The sequence below is a fragment of the Streptococcus equi subsp. zooepidemicus genome, from assembly GCF_015689395.1.
In the GTDB taxonomy this organism is placed as follows: Bacteria; Bacillota; Bacilli; order Lactobacillales; family Streptococcaceae; genus Streptococcus; species Streptococcus equi.
This window is the reverse complement of sequence record NZ_CP065054.1, coordinates 329441-347178: the sequence shown is the minus strand read 5'-3', so window position 1 is coordinate 347178 and position 17738 is coordinate 329441. Positions and strand designations below refer to the sequence as shown.

The following is a 17738-nucleotide window of genomic DNA, read 5'->3' as shown; positions in this document are numbered from 1 at the left end:
AGACACTTCTGTCATCATAGCGTATAAAAGGAACGATAATCATAAATAACCATATTTACTGAATAAAAGCATAAAAAACTCACTCAAAAAGCTGAGTGAGTTTTGTTTTTCTAATAGTTGTGTAAGTAATTATCAATCTCCCATTGCGAAACAAAGGTCGCATAGGAGGACCATTCAATCCGTTTGGCCTCTAAAAAGTTGGTGTAAATATGGTCACCTAAAGCCTTTTGAATGACCTCATCCTTTTGAAGAGCCTTTAGAGCATTATGGAGTGTTGATGGCAAATCAACAATACCAGCAGCATTACGCTCCTCTGCTGTCATCATGTAAATGTTGGCCTCAATCGGTGCTGGTGCCTCAATGCGATTAATGATTCCATCTAAGCCTGCCTCTAGTAAAACTGCAAGTGCTAAATAAGGATTGGCTGTTGGATCAACCGAGCGCAATTCTAAACGAGTCCCCATACCACGAGAAGCAGGAACACGAATAAGAGGTGAACGATTGCTTCCTGCCCAGGCAACATAAACAGGAGCCTCATAGCCAGGAACCAAGCGCTTGTAAGAATTAACTGTTGGATTTGTAATAGCGGTGTAATTGTAAGCATGCTTCATCAGCCCACCTAAGAAATAATAGGCATCGTCTGATAGCTTCATGCCACGCTTATCATTTTCATCATAAAAGGCATTGTTGCCCTCTTTATCAAATAAGGACATGTTGCAGTGCATACCAGATCCAGCAATGCCAAATTTTGGCTTTGCCATAAAGGTAGCATAGAGCCCATGCTCACGAGCAATTGTCTTGACGACAAGCTTAAAGATTTGAATATTATCACAAGCCTTCAAGACATCTGCATATTTAAAGTCGATTTCATGCTGACCGACAGCTACCTCATGGTGGCTGGCTTCGACCTCAAAGCCCATTTTAGTCAGGACATTAACAATTTCACGACGTGTATTGTCTGCTAGGTCAATCGGAGCAAGGTCAAAATAGCCTCCCTTGTCATTGACCTCAAGCGTTGGTTCTCCAGCTTCATCTATTTTAAACAAGAAAAATTCTGGCTCTGGACCAAGGTTAAAGGACTGATAGCCAACCTCATTCATATGCTTCAAGGCTCTTTTTAGGTTTCCACGTGGGTCACCAGCAAAGGGCTTGCCTTCAGCAGTGTAAATATCACAAATCAAGCCACCAACAGCTCCATTTTCATCTCCCCAAGGAAAGACAATCCAAGTCTCTAAATCAGGATAAAGGTACATATCTGATTCATTGATACGCACAAAGCCTTCAATCGAGGAGCCATCAAACATGACCTTATTAGATAAGACTTTATCTAATTGCTCTTCAGTTGCAGGTATCTCAACATTTTTCATAACACCCATAATGTCCGTAAACATCAACCGAAGAAAGGTCACATGCTTTTCTTTGACCTCGCGACGAACATCAGCTGCTGTGATTGCCATTAATCAATCTCCTTTTTCTTTCATGCCAGTCGTATGCTAGATACGAAAATTCCCAATATGCTGTGAAGGGGTGGAAAAGCCACCTTGATTAAGAAGCTCATCATGTAAGATCCGTCTCACATCAGCATCTGTCAAGACCTTTTGCTTTTGCATTAATTTATCCTGACGTTCAGCATATTCTCGCTTAATTGCCGCAATATTTAATCCTTCGTCCAAAAAGTCCTTGATTTCAAGAAGTCTATCCATATCGTTTAAGGAAAACAAGCGCCGGTTGCCCTCTGTTCTCTCAGGCTTTATCAGCTCCTGATCCTCATAATAGCGAATTTGCCGAGCAGATAGATCTGTCAAGGTCATGACTGCACCGATCGGAAAGACTGCCATTGAGCGTCTAAGTTCTTTTTCTTTCATGAAAACTTCCTTTCACACCCCTATTATAGGTTGATTTTAATAAACTGTCAAGGTCACATGTTATATTTCCTGACATCATTTTTTGAGCTTCCTGCTCAACCACTTATTTCTAATCAGCTCCACGTCTGTATTGACAAGAATGGCAATAAAAACCCCACAAAAGGTTTCAAAAACCCGAGCAATAACATACATAAAAGCTTCCCCAGTAGGAATAGACAAGGTAATAATTAAAAGAGCAGCAACTGCACCGATGATGCCAGATTGATTATTAAAAGCCACATTAAACATAATGGTTAGCATCGTCAATATCGGAACAAAAACCAAGGTAACCCAAAATGCGCCCTGAAAAAGAGTATCAAGCAGGTAAAATATAATCGCAAAAAAACCACCAATCGAATTTCCTAAAATACGAGAGGTGCCAAAGGAGATCGTCTTATCAAAGCTCTCTCTCAAGCTAAAAACAGCTGTCAAGGCCCCTATCTGCAGGCCCTGAAAATCAAAAAAATGAAACAAAAGCAAAACAAAAAATACAGCTAAGCCAGTTTTAAACGTACGCATGCCCAACTTTAACTTAGAGGCATCAAAATGATAATTCATAACCTATATCAGATACTTTCTATTGAAATTAAAGCTAATGTTAGTGTAACATATTTTAACAGCATTTGTCACATATCCTAAATGGATGAGCTCAGAACCCACCTTATAGCATTCCTAGCAAAGACTCTGAAACCAGCATGAAGCCAGTCTTGACGTCAAGCAAGCTCACTATCAGCCTAAAGCAAAGCAAAACGCAGAAAAAGGTACCTACATAGCACCTTTTTCTGACTCATTCATTTAGTAGCTGACAGCAAGGCCTGATAGACTGGTACAGCAGGCTCTAGCCTATCCTTTGACAGCTTGTTAATCATAACAATTAGCATAAGCACAGCCAGCAACATAAGCCACCTTTGTGAGCCTTCAGCTGTCTTAGCCCTTAACAGACCATATAGCAGCCTGCGACTGACAGCACCGAAATGGTATCAGCTTATTTTTCTGTAAGAGCTGCTAAGCCTGGAAGCTCCTTACCTTCAAGAAGCTCCATTGAAGCACCTCCACCTGTACTAATCCATGAGAACTTATCTGCACGTCCAAGGTTGATGGCTGCCGCTGCTGAATCACCCCCACCGATGATTGACTTAACGCCTGGCTGCTTCACAATAGCGTCCATCACACCAATTGTACCTTCTTGGAAATCAGGATTTTCAAAGACACCCATAGGACCATTCCAAACAACTGTTTTAGCACCTGTAAGGGCTTCATCAAATTTAGCGATAGATTTTGGACCGATGTCAAGACCAAGGAAGCCTGCATCAACTGCTTCACCCTCAGTTACCTTCACTTCAGTGTAATCTGCAAAAGCGTTTGCTTCTTTAGAATCAACTGGTAAAACAAGCTTGCCATTTGATTTTTCAAGAAGTGATTTTGCCACATCGAGCTTGTCCTCTTCACAAAGTGAGTTTCCAATTTCAATACCTTGAGCTTTGTAGAAGGTATAGGTCATACCACCACCGATAAGCACCTTATCAGCTTTTTCAAGAAGGTTTTCAATCACACCGATCTTATCAGAAACCTTTGAACCACCAAGAATAGCGACAAATGGACGCTCCGGAGTCTCAACAGCTTCCTTGATATAGGCAATTTCATTTTCAAGAAGGAAACCAGCCACTGCTTTTTCAACATTTGCAGAGATACCAACGTTTGACGCATGAGCGCGGTGAGCTGTACCAAAGGCATCATTAACAAAGATTCCTTCTCCTAGTGATGCCCAGTATTTACCAAGCTCTGGATCGTTTTTAGATTCCTTTTTACCGTCAATATCCTCAAAGCGAGTGTTTTCAACCAAAAGAACCTGTCCATCCTCAAGAGCATCAATAGCAGCTTCAAGCTCTACCCCACGAGTGCTACCAGGGAAAATAACCTCTTGACCAAGCTTTTCAGCCAAGTTTTTCGCTACTGGCGCCAATGATTTGCCTTCCTTGTCTGCCTCTTCCTTCACACGTCCTAGGTGTGAGAAAAGGATAGCGCGACCACCATGCTCAATAATATATTTGATTGTTGGAAGTGCTGCAGAAATACGGTTATCGTTTGTAATAACACCATTTTTCAAAGGGACATTAAAGTCAACGCGAACGAGCACTTTTTTACCCTTTAGGTCAAGGTCTTTAACAGTCAATTTAGCCATTTCATAGACTCCTTAATATTTTTTAGTACACTCTATTATAACACAATTCTTTTGATAAGGATAAAATCTGAAAACAATAAATTAACTATTTCACAATTTTTCAAAGCGCTTAAAAAATCCCTTGAGGAAATCTCTTTTTAGCAGATCACAATCACCTAAGCAGGCAGCAAGCCACAACATAGTCATAGCAATCACGCAAATCAGGGCTTTTAATAAGCCTCTAAAGCCTTGTCACGTGCTTTGATTTGGCCTTCACTGTCTAATTTTTGGCCATTATAGACACTGCTTTCCCATGATCCATACATTGGGTTAGGGAAGATGATAAACTTGCTGCCAAACTCTGCATGCAGCTGATCCAAAAGCTTTCTTCTATCCTCATGAGAGGTCTTAGAAAACTCTGCAAAATCAAGCAAATTGTCACCAAATAACAACACTAGATTTGTTGTTTCTTGCACCTTTTGACGACGGCCCTCTTTTGATTTTACCCCCTCCTCTAAGAACAAGAAATGATCCTTGCCTTGCACTGGAATACCTTCTTTTTCAAGATTTTCCATAGTCGGCTCTACTTGCTTAGTCGTTCTATCAGAAACATAGTAAATCTGAACGCCCTTGTCATTTGCATACTGCAAGAAGTCCTTAGCACCTGCTACTGCCTTGGCTGATTTCTTTTGGACCCATTTATCCCAAGAATCCGGCGTAAAGCCTGTGCCCTCTTTAATATTTTTAGCCTGGTAAGGACTATTATCGAGCACTGTCTCATCAATGTCCAAAACAATAGAGTATGGTTTATCAGTTGCTTGACTCAATAATGTATCTAAGCGCTCCTTAGCCACTTGGTATCCCTGTAAGTAAAGAGCCTTAGCCTCTTCAGACTGCTGATACCAGAGTGTGGCCATGGTATTTTCTCTGGCCCTTAGCTGATCATTGGTTAGACGGACAACCTTTTCTTGCTTATCCTTGTCTTGACTAGGAGCTGCTTTTTTCTCTCCATTTGTCGTACAACCAGAGATTAAAACCAACGATAACCCTAAAGACACAAGGTTAAGAATTTTTTTAGATGTCATAAAATCCTCCTAATATTCCATACATTATTAAGTACGGTTATTTATCCACCTCTCATTTTATTACCATCATTTCAGATTGTCAAGACTATAAGCAATAAAAATGAAAACGCTTCACAATTTCATAGAGCCACAGCTAAAAAACAGCTAAAAATAGCTGAGCAAAAAATGTAGATAAGCCTGGACCATTACAGCACTCCTCTTTGACATCTCGCAAAGAAGGGGATTTGCGCTGAAAATGAGCTTAAAGCCATGCTTTACGCAGTAATTATAGCAAAAAGCCCAGCTAAAGCTTTTAAGACCTAAATTCAAAGCCTAAGCGTAGCAGTTCAAAGAAGGCGGCTTGATAGCCATATCACCTCAAGAAAGTTTCTAAAATGACCCTCTCTGAGAACAGCTAATCACTAAAGCGTTAGCAAAAAAAACTTATCCTATGTGCAGCTTAAGCCTAAATGCAAGTTCAGCAATAAGCTAGCCAATGATGGATAAGCAACCTTTATCATGACACAAAAAAGAGCCTAGGTAAACCAGGCCCTCTAGTCATTATTTAGCAATTTTTGCAAAGTACTCAAGTGTACGAACAAGCTGAGCAGTGTATGACATTTCGTTGTCATACCATGAAACAGTTTTAACCAATTGTTTACCGTCAACTGTCAATACCTTAGTTTGAGTTGCATCAAACAATGAACCATAGTGGATACCTACAACGTCGCTTGATACGATTTGATCTTCAGTGTAACCAAAGCTATCGTTTGCAGCAGCCTTCATTGCAGCATTCACTTCGTCAGCTGTAACTTCTTTTTCAAGTACAGATACTAATTCAGTAACAGATCCTGTTGGAACTGGAACACGTTGTGCAGCACCGTCAAGCTTACCATTAAGCTCTGGAATAACAAGGCCGATAGCTTTTGCAGCACCAGTTGAGTTAGGAACAATGTTCACAGCTGCAGCACGTGCGCGACGGAAATCACCCTTACGGTGTGGTGCATCAAGAGTCATTTGGTCACCAGTGTAACCATGGATAGTTGTCATCAATCCTTCAACAACACCAAATTGGTCTTGAAGAACTTTAGCCATTGGTGCAAGACAGTTAGTTGTACATGAAGCACCTGAGATAACTGTTTCAGTACCATCCAGAATTTCGTGGTTAGTGTTGAAAACAACAGTTTTAACATCGTTTCCACCAGGAGCAGTGATAACAACCTTCTTAGCACCATTAGCATGTAAGTGCTTTTCAGCACCAGCTTTTGAAGCGAAGAAACCAGTTGCTTCCAAAACGATATCTACTTCTTGTGAAGCCCAGTCAATGTTTTCAGGGTTAGCTTCAGCAGAAACCTTAACAAATTTACCGTTAACGTTAAATCCACCTTCTACTACTTCAACGTCGCCATCAAAGCGTCCTTGAGTTGAATCATATTTCAAAAGATGTGCTAACATGGCTGGATCTGTCAAGTCGTTGATGCGAGTTACTTCAACACCTTCTACATTTTGGATAAGACGGAACGCAAGACGACCGATACGACCGAAACCGTTAATACCAACTTTAACTACCATTAGTGATTTCCTCCTTATGAAAATCAAAAGAATTATTATTAAAGGGATTAATCCCTACCTATTGTGAAAAGATTAACTTGCAGATTCCTGCAACAACCCTTCAACGTAACTATTATATAACTATTTCAGAAAAAATGCAAACATATTACCCATTTTCAAAAGACTGCTTCTCCATCAATGTTAAGACAGCAAAGAGCTTTTTAGGGCAGCTAAAAGTGTCGCTTAATGTTGTTAAAAGCGCTTTCTTAAGACCTTTTTCTAAACTTTTATGCCTGATAGGGCTTGATTTTTCTGTCATTGCTTTGATCAATTGCTGCACCGCCCATCTGTTGTAGCACATCAAAAAGGCTGGGATACTATCCACAGCCTCTTAGGGGTGATTATTCACCTTTATTTTTCTTGATAATTTCTTCTTGAACTGACTTAGGAACGTCCTCATAGTGGTCAAATACCATCATGAATGTACCACGTCCTTGCGTTGCAGAACGAAGAACAGTCGCATAACCAAACATTTCTGCAAGTGGCACATAAGCACGAACAATTTGGCTAGTACCATGTGCTTCCATACCATCAACACGTCCACGACGAGCTGTCACATGTCCCATAACATCTCCAAGATTATCCTCTGGAGCTGTGATTGTAACAAGCATCATTGGCTCAAGGATAGCTGGCTGTGCTGTTTTAGCTGCTTCTTTAAGGGCAAGTGAAGCCGCAATCTTGAAGGCAGTCTCAGATGAGTCGACATCATGGTATGAACCATCGTAAAGCTTAGCCTTAACGTCAACCATTGGGTATCCTGCAAGGACACCATTAGCCATAGACTCAATCAAGCCTTTTTCAACGGCTGGGATAAATTCACGAGGAACCACACCACCGACAATAGCATTTTCAAACTCAAATCCTTTACCTTCTTCATTTGGAGTAAATTCAATCCAAACGTCACCGAATTGACCCTTACCACCAGACTGACGCTTGAAGAAGCCACGAGCCTGTGTAGAAGCGCGGAAGGTTTCACGATAAGATACCTGAGGAGCACCTACATTAGCTTCAACCTTGAATTCACGACGCATACGGTCTACAAGGACATCAAGGTGAAGCTCACCCATACCAGCGATAACTGTTTCACCAGTCTCAACGTTTGTCTCAACGCGGAAGGTTGGATCTTCTTCAGCAAGCTTTTGAAGAGCAATACCCATCTTATCTTGGTCAGCCTTAGACTTAGGCTCTACCATCAATTGGATAACTGGCTCTGGAACCTCAATAGACTCAAGAATGATTTTTGCTTTTTCATCAGTCAATGAGTCACCAGTTGTAGTGTCTTTCAAACCAACAGCAGCAGCAATGTCACCAGCGTAAACTGTTTCAATTTCTTGACGGCTGTTAGCGTGCATTTGAAGGATACGTCCGATACGCTCACGCTTACCTTTTGAGGTATTCATCACGTATGAACCACTGTTAAGAACACCAGAGTAAACGCGGAAGAAGGTCAAACGACCTACAAATGGGTCAGTCATAATCTTGAAGGCAAGGGCTGCAAATGGCTCTTCATCAGATGCTGGACGCTCTTCTTCAGCGTCAGTATCAGGATTAACCCCTTTAATTGCTGGAATGTCAAGTGGGCTTGGAAGGTATGCAATAACCGCATCAAGCATCAATTGAACTCCTTTGTTTTTGAAGGCAGAGCCACAAAGAACTGGGAAGAACTCAACGTTGATTGTTGCTTTGCGGATACCAGCAACAAGCTCTTCGTTAGTGATTTCTTCACCTTCAAGGTATTTCATCATCAAATCTTCGTCAGTTTCAGCAACTGCTTCGATAAGCTTTTCACGATATTCTTGAGCTTGCTCTAGGTATTCCTCAGGAATATCCTCTTCAAGAATATCTGTACCAAGGTCATTGGTGTAGATTTCAGCCTTCATTTTGATCAAGTCAATGATACCACGAAAATCATCTTCTGAACCGATTGGTAATTGAATGGGGTGAGCATTTGCTTGAAGACGATCGTGAAGGGTTTGTACTGAGTAAAGGAAGTCAGCACCGATCTTATCCATCTTGTTGGCAAAAACAATACGTGGAACACCGTATTCAGTTGCTTGACGCCAAACAGTTTCTGTTTGAGGTTCAACACCTGATTGTGAGTCAAGAACGGTTACTGCACCGTCAAGAACGCGGAGCGAACGTTGTACTTCAATGGTGAAGTCCACGTGCCCTGGTGTGTCAATGATATTAACACGATGTCCATCCCATTGCGCTGTTGTAGCAGCAGATGTGATTGTGATCCCACGCTCTTGCTCTTGCTCCATCCAGTCCATTTGTGATGCACCCTCGTGTGTTTCACCGATTTTATGGATTTTACCGGTGTAGTAAAGGATACGCTCTGTTGTAGTTGTCTTACCAGCATCAACGTGAGCCATGATACCGATATTACGAGTTTTTGCTAGTGAAAATTCGCGAGCCATTAGGTTTTTTCTCCTATATTTTTTATTTACATCTTATTATAACACTATTCATTAAAAACGGATAGGCAGAGGCCTACCCGTTTCCTAAGATATGTTTGATAGATAGCATTTAGTATGTTTGCAAACCAAAACCCGACTTAAGAGCAATCCGATCAAAACAATAACTCATCTTGAAGGTGAGGATTTTCTATTAAAATATTGCTCTCTTTGTCTATACATCTTGATTGTAAGTGAGTTTGAGCTGCAAGTCACTGACAAAAAAGATGCTAGATCAGTTTGTCTAGAACTTGCTTAACACTCTCACATCTTAGATTAGCTGAATTTTAGCGACAAATGTCTGCCAAAAAGATAAAATCTTCTGGGAATGACCGTTTCTGCGTCAATTTCCCGATTTGGGCTAGCATTTGTCTCACACTAAAACAACTTAAAACTGAACTCAGGCTAAACGCTTTGTGAAAAAGGTAAGCTTTCCTAGAGATAAAAATCTCTTCGTCAAGCTTCCTATCTTCACTATGCGTTCTGTACGCCTTCGTATCTTATTCTTACCAACGGAAGTGTGCAAAGGCGCGGTTAGCTTCAGCCATCTTATGAGTATCCTCACGTTTCTTGACTGACGCACCGGTGTTGTTTGCAGCGTCCATAATCTCTTTAGCAAGACGATCTTTCATAGTGTGTTCACCACGAGCACGTGATGCAGTTACCAACCAACGAAGACCAAGTGTTGTACGACGCTCTGGACGAACCTCAACTGGAACCTGATAGTTTGAACCACCAACACGACGTGCACGCACTTCAAGGACAGGCATGATGTTGTCCATAGCTGTTTCAAATACTTCAAGAGCATCGTTGCCTGTTGCTTCTTTGATTTCGCTAAAAGCATCATAAACGATTGATGACGCAGTTCCGCGTTTTCCATCAAGCATAATACGATTGATAAGACGCGTTACAAGCTTTGAGTTATATAATGGATCTGGTAATACTTCGCGTTTTGGCGCTCTATTTTTACGACTCATTGTTTCTTATCCCCCCTCTATTATCCTTTTGGACGTTTAGCACCGTACTTAGAACGACCTTGCTTACGGTCTGCAACACCTGCAGTATCAAGTGCTCCACGAACGATATGGTAGCGTACCCCTGGAAGGTCTTTTACACGTCCACCGCGGATAAGCACAACACTGTGCTCTTGTAGGTTGTGGCCAATACCTGGGATATAAGCTGTTACTTCGATAAGGTTGCTTAAGCGTACACGCGCAAATTTACGAAGGGCAGAGTTAGGTTTTTTAGGTGTCATTGTTCCAACACGAGTCGCAACACCACGCTTTTGTGGAGCAGCAAGCTTCGTCTGAACTTTTTTATGACTGTTGTAGCCAATGTTCAAAGCTGGCGAATCTGATTTTTCAATTTTAGATTTACGTGGTTTACGTACCAACTGGTTAATTGTAGGCATCTACATTCTCCTGTTTTTTTAATTTTGGTTGATATAGCACTTGGTGACAGCCTATATCCGGTGCACTTTTTGCAACAATTGTCAGCACGTCTCTGTACACTCTTGAGAGACCAAAAGTAAAAAGTACCGTCTAATATAATAACATAGACGATACCTTGTGTCAAATGCTTTTTAAGCTAGGCTTAGCGTTTTTTGCTGCCTTTTTTGAGCTTAACCGTTGCTAAGCCGGCAGCTGCCAGCATGACCATACCAGCCTGAACAGCACGCTGTGTGTTGTCATCAACAGCTGCATGTGATGCTGCTCCTGCTCCATAGGAATGGCTTGTTGGCGATTGCTTAGCGATAGCTGAGGCAACCTTGGAGACAAGAAGACCTGTAGCAACCAATTCTGAGCCGACACCTGCTTTTGCAGCCTGCGGCGCTAGCTGATTGAGAAGCTGTCTTGTTTCTGACATGCTATTTAGCCTTTCAGCCTCAAGTCTGAGCCTTTGCTTTTCTTGGACTAAATTCTTCAATAGTACTAATTGTTGTTCAATTGTCGCAATAGAAAGCTGGAGTCTTGCTCTTTGAGCCTGCAAATCAGACAGGCTGGCCTGAGCAGCTAAGAGCTTATCCTCTGTATCAGCTAAAGCCTTTTTGGCTGCGGCTACCTTTTCCTGTGCAAGCTCGATCCGATTAGGATTTTTCTCAAAGGCTAGCAGATCCTCAAGCTGAGCCTTCTGACTAGCTAAGCCAGCCACTCTTGCCTTAGCCTCCTCCATAGCTGCTTCAAGCTTATGAAGCGTAGCCTTTGAAGAAGCTAGCAAGGCCAAGGCCTTATCTAGATTAGCCTTCAATTGTGCCTGCTCTTCTTTGGCAGCAAGCAACTGTGTGCGTAGAGAATCTTTTGTATTGGCTAATTGCTCAACCTGTTGATCCAATTTATGAGATTTGGCTTGGGCTGCTTCTAGCTGATGTTGCAGCTGACTGATTTTTGCCTGGGCAGCTGTGACCTCAGCTTCTGAGGAAGGATCAGCTAATCTGCTTTCAAGAGACGCAATCTTGCCCTTGATAGAGGCAATATCATTTGTCAATGCCTGTATGCTTGCTGAGCGATCAATCACTTGACCTGATTTTGGAATTTCAGTCGTGCTAAAACGAGTAGCGTCCACAATATCTGACGCTGGGAAAATCACAAAATGCTCATTTAAGGAGCCAACATTACTTGTTGAAAATCCTAGGTAAACAGGTGCATTAGGGTTAGTCTTATCAACACGCAGGAAATTAACAGCATGACCATAGGTGTTTCCATGCAGGTGATCTGTAAACAGCATATACTTAATGCTGTCATAGATGCCGCGCTTGATACCGTTGACAGTGTGAACCTCGTTAAAGGCACCAAGGTTTTCGTACATGTTGTCATCTTTTTGACGAAGTCCTACCTTTACAGCAGATTCTTCAATAATCGTTTGATCATGCGGACCTACACCGCGATGACCTGAAGCATCTACTTGTCCATAGACAAAGGAAGGTCGAGTATTTTGATGTGTCGCTTTGTAGCTCTTGGTTAGCAGGCGAGCAAACTCCTGTGAGCCGACTGTTACTGTTACAGGGACAAGTCCTAGCTGCTTGCGAACATCATTGATCATTTGAGCTGCAAACTGAGCTAGCTCATTTTGAACCTCTTGTGATAGGTTGTCAGGGTCAACAACACGATTGAGGTCCTCAGGGATATCAACATACTGATTCATGGCAGCACCCGGCTCTGCCTTTGCAATCATTGTATCCTTAACTGCCTGATAATATTGATTATATGCTGCTGTTCCGATATAACCACTGGCTGCTAGCTTTTTAATCTCCTCAATTGGGTAGCCTTCAGGCAAGACTAATTTATTGCTGCCAGCGACATTCAATTGAGCAGTGGCAGTTCCATCTTGAAGCTTTTGCAACTCTGTCTCTTTAGCAGCTAGAGCCGCTTTATTCGCTGCTAAGTCAGAGGCTAGCTGCTGGCTGACGGTCTCCTTAACAGTGGCTAGATCAGCTTTAGCCTTTGCTAGGTCATCAGAAATGCGCTTGACCTCTTCTTTTGCAGCCTGAGCTTCTGAGACAATAGCTTCCGGCTGGCTAATCATTGTGTTAAGGTCTGAGACCTTTTGCTCTGCTGCTGTTAGCTGGGTAGCTAGCTGGTCGGCCTTTGTAGCCTCTGCTGCGATTGTTTCTTGCTGCTTAGCCACTGCCTCTGCCTGAACTTGACTCTCAGTAGTCGCCTTCTCTAGTTCTGTGTTAGTTGCCTCTAGCTCTGTCTCATGCTTTTCAATTGACTTGGCTAGGTCTTCCTCACTCATGGACGAGTAAGTCTCAAGTAGCTCCTCAGCCTTGGCAAGCTCAGCTGTCTGCTCCTCCTTAGCGGTCTCTAACTTTGCGATTTCGCCCTCTGTTTCTGCGATATTTGTATTAGTCTCAGCTAATTGCTGTTTCTGCTCACTGAGTGTTTCTTCTGTAGTCTTTACCGCAAGGACTGCCTCCTCAAGCGTTTCCGGCTTAGCTAGCGTAGCTTCACTGGTATTACTTGTATTGGCATCGCCTGACTTAGTATCATCTGCCTTTACCTGATGTGATACACCAACGCTTGTCCCTAATAGGGCAATGGTTGATGTCAAAGCAATGGTATTTTTAACATGCTTTGTTCTTGAGTTTTCTTGTTCCATGATTAATCCCCTTTTATTTTTCCACCTACGTTCGATTTATTTATCGAAAATATTTCCTACTTCAACAACGACCCTATTATTTTTGACATCAATTTCGGAGACCTTTAATAGTGACTTGAAGGACATTTGTTCGCGCTCTGATTGTGCATTTTCTGCAAAAACAGCTACACCCACCAATGTACTATCAAACTCCGTTAACAGGCTCATCATGCCTGTGATTGTACCACCACCCTTTAAAAAATCATCAACAATCAAGACTCGACTGTTTGGCTTTAAGCTTCGCTTTGATAAAAACATTTTTTCAATGCGATCACTTGAGGCACTAGCATAGTTGACTGAGACGGTTGAACCTTCTGTGATTTTTAAGTCGCGCCTGACAATCACAAAGGGTACATTCAGAATATTTGCAACCGCATTAGCCAAGGGAACCCCCTTAGTCGCAACTGTCATCACCGCGTCAATTTTTTGCCCCTTAAAAGCATTGGCGATAATGCGACCAATATTCTGCAAGAGCTTTGGTGTGCTTAATAAATCAGACAGATAGATATAGCCACCAGGTAAAATGCGGTTGCTTTCTGAAAGCCGCTGACATAGCTCTTCTACGATTGAGCGAGCCTCTGCCTCTGAAATGCTTGGCGTGAAAATGACACCTCCACTTGCCCCTGTTAGAGTGTCAATCTCTCCAATATTAGATTCTTCAAAGGCTTTTTTGATAATGGCAATATCTTCTGAAATAGATGATTTAGCCGCCTCGTACTTTGTGGCAAAGGTATTTAAACTCGTTAGCTTATAAGGGTTGTTAATCAGGTAATTCGAAATAACAACCATGCGTTCACTTCGTCTTAATTTCATATGTTCCCCATTATTTATATATTCTCTACTATTATATCATAACATAACGAAAAAACGAACATTCAACTGCAAAATGTTCGTTTTTTATTATGATCCTTGCTAATATTTAGGTTTATAAAAGGATCGGTTATCCATAGCGAAAATACGATTGGTCATTTCTCCTTCGCCAATACGACTGAGAGCTGTTGACATCATCATCATATTGGCGTCAATGTTGTCAATCATGTGAATAATCTCTGCCTCCATAATGCGTGGACGAACAGGGCTGCCGTATTCTAATTGGCCATGATGACTTAAGATTACATGGCGTAAAACGGTGACCTCTTCTTTGTTGTCATCAATGTTCAGCTCTGTGATGGTCTTTGTAATCTCTTCGTTGATGAGGGCGATATGTCCTATCAGATTGCCTCGGATAGTATATTCGGTATTGTCTGGGCCTGTCAGCTCAAGCACCTTGGCTAGATCATGCAGCATAATGCCTGCAAATAAGAGGCTTTTATTCAACTCCGGGTAAATATCTCCTATGCTGTCTGCTAGCCTAACCATCGTTGCTGTATGATAGGCCAAGCCCGATTCAAAGGCATGGTGATTGGTTTTGGCTGCTGGATAAGTGAAGAATTCCTTATCATATTTGCGGTAAAGTGCTCTAACAATCCTCTGCCAGGTCGCATTTTCGATCTTAAAGAGCATCTGATCAAGGTAGTCACGAACCTCAGTAACACTGACAGGTGCCTTTTCTTTAAATTCCTTTGGGTCATTAGGCTCACCTGGTCGGACATTTCTTAGGGTAATTTGGTTCACCTGAGGAGTACCATTATAGACCTCTCGACGGCCTTTCATAAAGACAATCTTACCTGCGACAAATTCTTCAACATTATAAGGCTGAGCATCCCACAAATTGCCTGAAATTTCACCAGTATCATCTTGAAAGGTAAAAGCAATAAAATCCTTGCCAGCTCTTGTTTTTCTGACTTCTGCTGATTTTATCAGGTAAAAGCCTTCAAAGGGTTGATCTTTTTTCATTTGGTTAATCTTCATCGTCTGCCTCTTCTAATAAGGGTATATGTAATAAGGATTGGGTTGACTGATCTTGGTAGTCTTCAACAGTAGCCAGAGCACGAACAATCGCTTTGGTTCTAGTTGACATCAACTGATCTAAGGTATGGTTAGCAGTGTTAAGCTGCTTTTGCGCCTTAGCAAGCAGACCGCCAAATTTTTCAAATTCTAATTTAACATTGCCTAAAATCTTGCTAATATCGTCTGCGTTTTTTTGCAGGTTAAGGGTTTTAAAGCCAACAGATAAGGAATTAAGCAAGGCTGATAAGGTTGATGGGCCTGCCACAACAATATTTTCCTCACGACGAAGGCTATCAAAGAAAGCCGGATTGCGCACCACCTCTGAGTAGAGTCCCTCGGTTGGTAAAAACATAATCCCAAAATTGGTTGTTTCAGGTGGATTCAGGTATTTGCTATGAATACTCTTAGCAAAACGTTTAATCGCCGCAAGAAGAGCCTTTCGGCTAGTCTCAATAGCAGCTCTATCACCAGCCTCGTAGGCGTCCTCCAGCCTGTAATAGTCCTCCAAGGGAAACTTGGAGTCAATAGGTAGGTAAATATAGTCTCCTTGCCCATTTCCAGGTAGCTTGATAGCATATTCGACACGATCGCTTGAGCCAGAAACTGTGGCAAACTCTCTTTCATACTGGTTAGCTGTCATGATGTCCTCAACAATCTGACCAAGCTGGAGCTCCCCTAGAATTCCTCTGGTTTTGGTATTGGATAAGACCTTGTTTAGGGTACCGACATCTTTAGCTACGGTCCGCATTTCTCCTAGACCCTGATTAACACTTTCTAGCTGCTTTGAAACGGCTTCAAAGGAGGTCTGCAACCGATTTTTCAGTGTTTTTTCTAGTTTTTCTTCGACGGTGTGGCGCATTTCCTCCAGCCGCTTTTCATTAGAATCCTGTAGGTCCTTGACAGATTGACTAAGGCTTTGCGTCATTACTTCTAAACGCTGATCTGAGCGGTCACGATTTTCAGCCAAGCCTTGATGCAGCGTATCACGAATATCCATCAGCTGCTGAAAAAGCTCATTTTGCTGACGATTCATCACTGTTGACAGCTCTAGCAGCTGAGTTTTATTTGCCATATCAAGCTGATAGGTTAGCTGATCTGATAGATTATCAGCATTATTGTCTAAGGCTTTTTCTAGCCTGCTCTGCAAATGCTTTATGCTAACAAATGAATAGGCAGCAAGTCCTATCAACGCAAGCACTAACACTAAAAGAATAAGGTCCATACTAACTCCTATCTTTGCTCTGAATAATAACTAAATAGCCCTTTGGCACATGAACCCTGATGGGCTGATCAATGAACTCGTTGCTAGCGTATACCTTTTTCTTAAAGAAATTGGAAGTCATCAAATCAAACTTGGCACCTGTAATGGTCAAGTCTGCATCACCATCAGCCATAAAGGCCACATAAGTCATGTCCTTATCCTGCCTAATCGTCTGCCAGCCAGAGGATCTATAGCTGATGACATTTTGCTGATCCTGCAGGCAAATTTGTGCCATAAACGGGGCAAGCTCTGGATCAGCTGGTAAAAATACATTGGACAACAAGTGGTCTAGTCTACCGCCAAAAGCACCAAAGATCGTGACCTCTGCCTCTGGAAAACGGGTAAATACCTCTTTGAGAGCTAATTCAGTGTCCGTATCATTTTTTTCAGGACTAGCCTGAACAAGAAGCTCTGCTTGCTCCTTGATAACCTCAAAGGCTGCTTGGGAGATTGAATCAAAATCGCCTACAGCCATATTCAAAGGAAGCCCATTTTCTAACAAAAATAGACTTCCTCTATCAATTCCAACAAAATAATCAAAATCACAGGTAAAATAGGACAAATCCCCGCCTGCAAAGAGGGCCACCTTAACCATTAAGAGCCGCCCTCAATGTTTGCACTTGAGCTGCCAAATCCACTGCCTTAAACAGATAAGAGCCAGCTACAAAGACATTAGCTCCTGCTTGATAGCAAGCACGAATGGTCTTGTCATCAACACCACCATCAACCTCAATATCAAAGCTCAAGCCTCTTTCATCTCTCATTTTAGCAATAGCTGCAACCTTTTCCAAGCAGTCCGGGATAAAGGCCTGTCCCCCAAAGCCTGGATTAACAGTCATGATCAGCACCTGGTCTACTAAGCTTAATAAAGGCTCAACCGCAGAGACAGGTGTCCCAGGATTAATCACCACACCAGCCTTCATGCCGGCAGCCCTGATCTTTTGCAAGGCGCCATGACTATGAAGAGTGCTCTCCACATGAATGGTCATGATATCAGCTCCTGCTTGAGCAAAGGCCTCGACATATCTCTCAGGATTCACAACCATCAAGTGGCAATCAAAGACTAGCTTGCTGTGCTTGCGCATGCTAGCAACAACATCTGCTCCAAAGCTGATATTTGGCACAAACTGACCGTCCATGATGTCAATATGAACGTATTCAGCATCTGTTTTTTCAATACGAGCCAGCTCAGCAGCAAAGCAAGCATAATCGGCTGCTAAAATAGATGGTGCAATTTTCAGAGATGACATGGTT

At 42.2% G+C, this 17738-nt stretch carries 15 protein-coding genes; all 15 read right to left on the bottom strand.

What is annotated here, in order from left to right:
* Positions 1-110 precede the first annotated feature (110 nt).
* Positions 111-1457, bottom strand: a complete 1347-nt coding sequence (glnA, locus tag I2432_RS01790; protein ID WP_206158964.1) for a type I glutamate--ammonia ligase — start codon at positions 1455-1457, stop codon at positions 111-113.
* Positions 1458-1493: 36 nt separating this feature from the next.
* Positions 1494-1865 carry a MerR family transcriptional regulator gene (locus tag I2432_RS01785; protein ID WP_012678549.1) on the bottom strand — a complete coding sequence of 124 codons (372 nt, stop codon included), beginning with the start codon at positions 1863-1865 and terminating at the stop codon, positions 1494-1496.
* Between the two features lie 75 nt (positions 1866-1940).
* Positions 1941-2462: an FUSC family protein gene (locus I2432_RS01780; RefSeq protein WP_012678993.1), complete on the bottom strand. Its 522-nt coding sequence runs from the start codon at positions 2460-2462 to the stop codon at positions 1941-1943.
* 427 nt (positions 2463-2889) lie between these two features.
* Positions 2890-4086: a phosphoglycerate kinase gene (locus tag I2432_RS01775; RefSeq protein ID WP_206158963.1), complete on the bottom strand. Its 1197-nt coding sequence runs from the start codon at positions 4084-4086 to the stop codon at positions 2890-2892.
* Positions 4087-4295: 209 nt separating this feature from the next.
* Positions 4296-5150, bottom strand: a complete 855-nt coding sequence (locus tag I2432_RS01770) for a 5'-nucleotidase, lipoprotein e(P4) family (protein WP_043030440.1) — start codon at positions 5148-5150, stop codon at positions 4296-4298.
* A 540-nt stretch (positions 5151-5690) separates the two neighbouring features.
* Positions 5691-6701: a type I glyceraldehyde-3-phosphate dehydrogenase gene (gene gap, locus I2432_RS01765; RefSeq protein WP_012514929.1), complete on the bottom strand. Its 1011-nt coding sequence runs from the start codon at positions 6699-6701 to the stop codon at positions 5691-5693.
* 380 nt (positions 6702-7081) lie between these two features.
* Positions 7082-9160 carry an elongation factor G gene (gene fusA / locus I2432_RS01760; RefSeq protein ID WP_012678553.1) on the bottom strand — a complete coding sequence of 693 codons (2079 nt, stop codon included), beginning with the start codon at positions 9158-9160 and terminating at the stop codon, positions 7082-7084.
* 542 nt (positions 9161-9702) lie between these two features.
* Positions 9703-10173 carry a 30S ribosomal protein S7 gene (rpsG, locus tag I2432_RS01755; protein ID WP_012514926.1) on the bottom strand — a complete coding sequence of 157 codons (471 nt, stop codon included), beginning with the start codon at positions 10171-10173 and terminating at the stop codon, positions 9703-9705.
* A gap of 20 nt (positions 10174-10193) precedes the next feature.
* A complete protein-coding gene (gene rpsL, locus I2432_RS01750; RefSeq protein WP_027969350.1) occupies positions 10194-10607 on the bottom strand; it encodes a 30S ribosomal protein S12 in 414 nt (137 codons plus the stop codon).
* A 182-nt stretch (positions 10608-10789) separates the two neighbouring features.
* Complete coding sequence (locus I2432_RS01745) at positions 10790-13294, bottom strand: SEC10/PgrA surface exclusion domain-containing protein (protein WP_206158962.1); 2505 nt, start codon at positions 13292-13294, stop codon at positions 10790-10792.
* 36 nt (positions 13295-13330) lie between these two features.
* A complete protein-coding gene (gene purR / locus I2432_RS01740) occupies positions 13331-14146 on the bottom strand; it encodes a pur operon repressor (RefSeq protein ID WP_012678556.1) in 816 nt (271 codons plus the stop codon).
* A 99-nt stretch (positions 14147-14245) separates the two neighbouring features.
* Positions 14246-15184, bottom strand: coding sequence for a 3'-5' exoribonuclease YhaM family protein (locus I2432_RS01735; protein WP_014622269.1), 939 nt, complete (start codon positions 15182-15184; stop codon positions 14246-14248).
* Positions 15174-16445: a DNA recombination protein RmuC gene (locus I2432_RS01730; RefSeq protein ID WP_126436299.1), complete on the bottom strand. Its 1272-nt coding sequence runs from the start codon at positions 16443-16445 to the stop codon at positions 15174-15176. The genes I2432_RS01735 and I2432_RS01730 overlap by 11 nt, the downstream gene beginning before the upstream one ends.
* Before the next feature lies 1 nt (position 16446).
* Complete coding sequence (locus I2432_RS01725; RefSeq protein WP_206158961.1) at positions 16447-17079, bottom strand: thiamine diphosphokinase; 633 nt, start codon at positions 17077-17079, stop codon at positions 16447-16449.
* Entirely contained in the window at positions 17072-17734 is a 663-nt protein-coding gene (gene rpe / locus I2432_RS01720) for a ribulose-phosphate 3-epimerase (protein WP_043038501.1), read from the bottom strand. Before rpe ends, I2432_RS01725 begins: the two co-directional genes overlap by 8 nt.
* Positions 17735-17738: the final 4 nt, after the last annotated feature.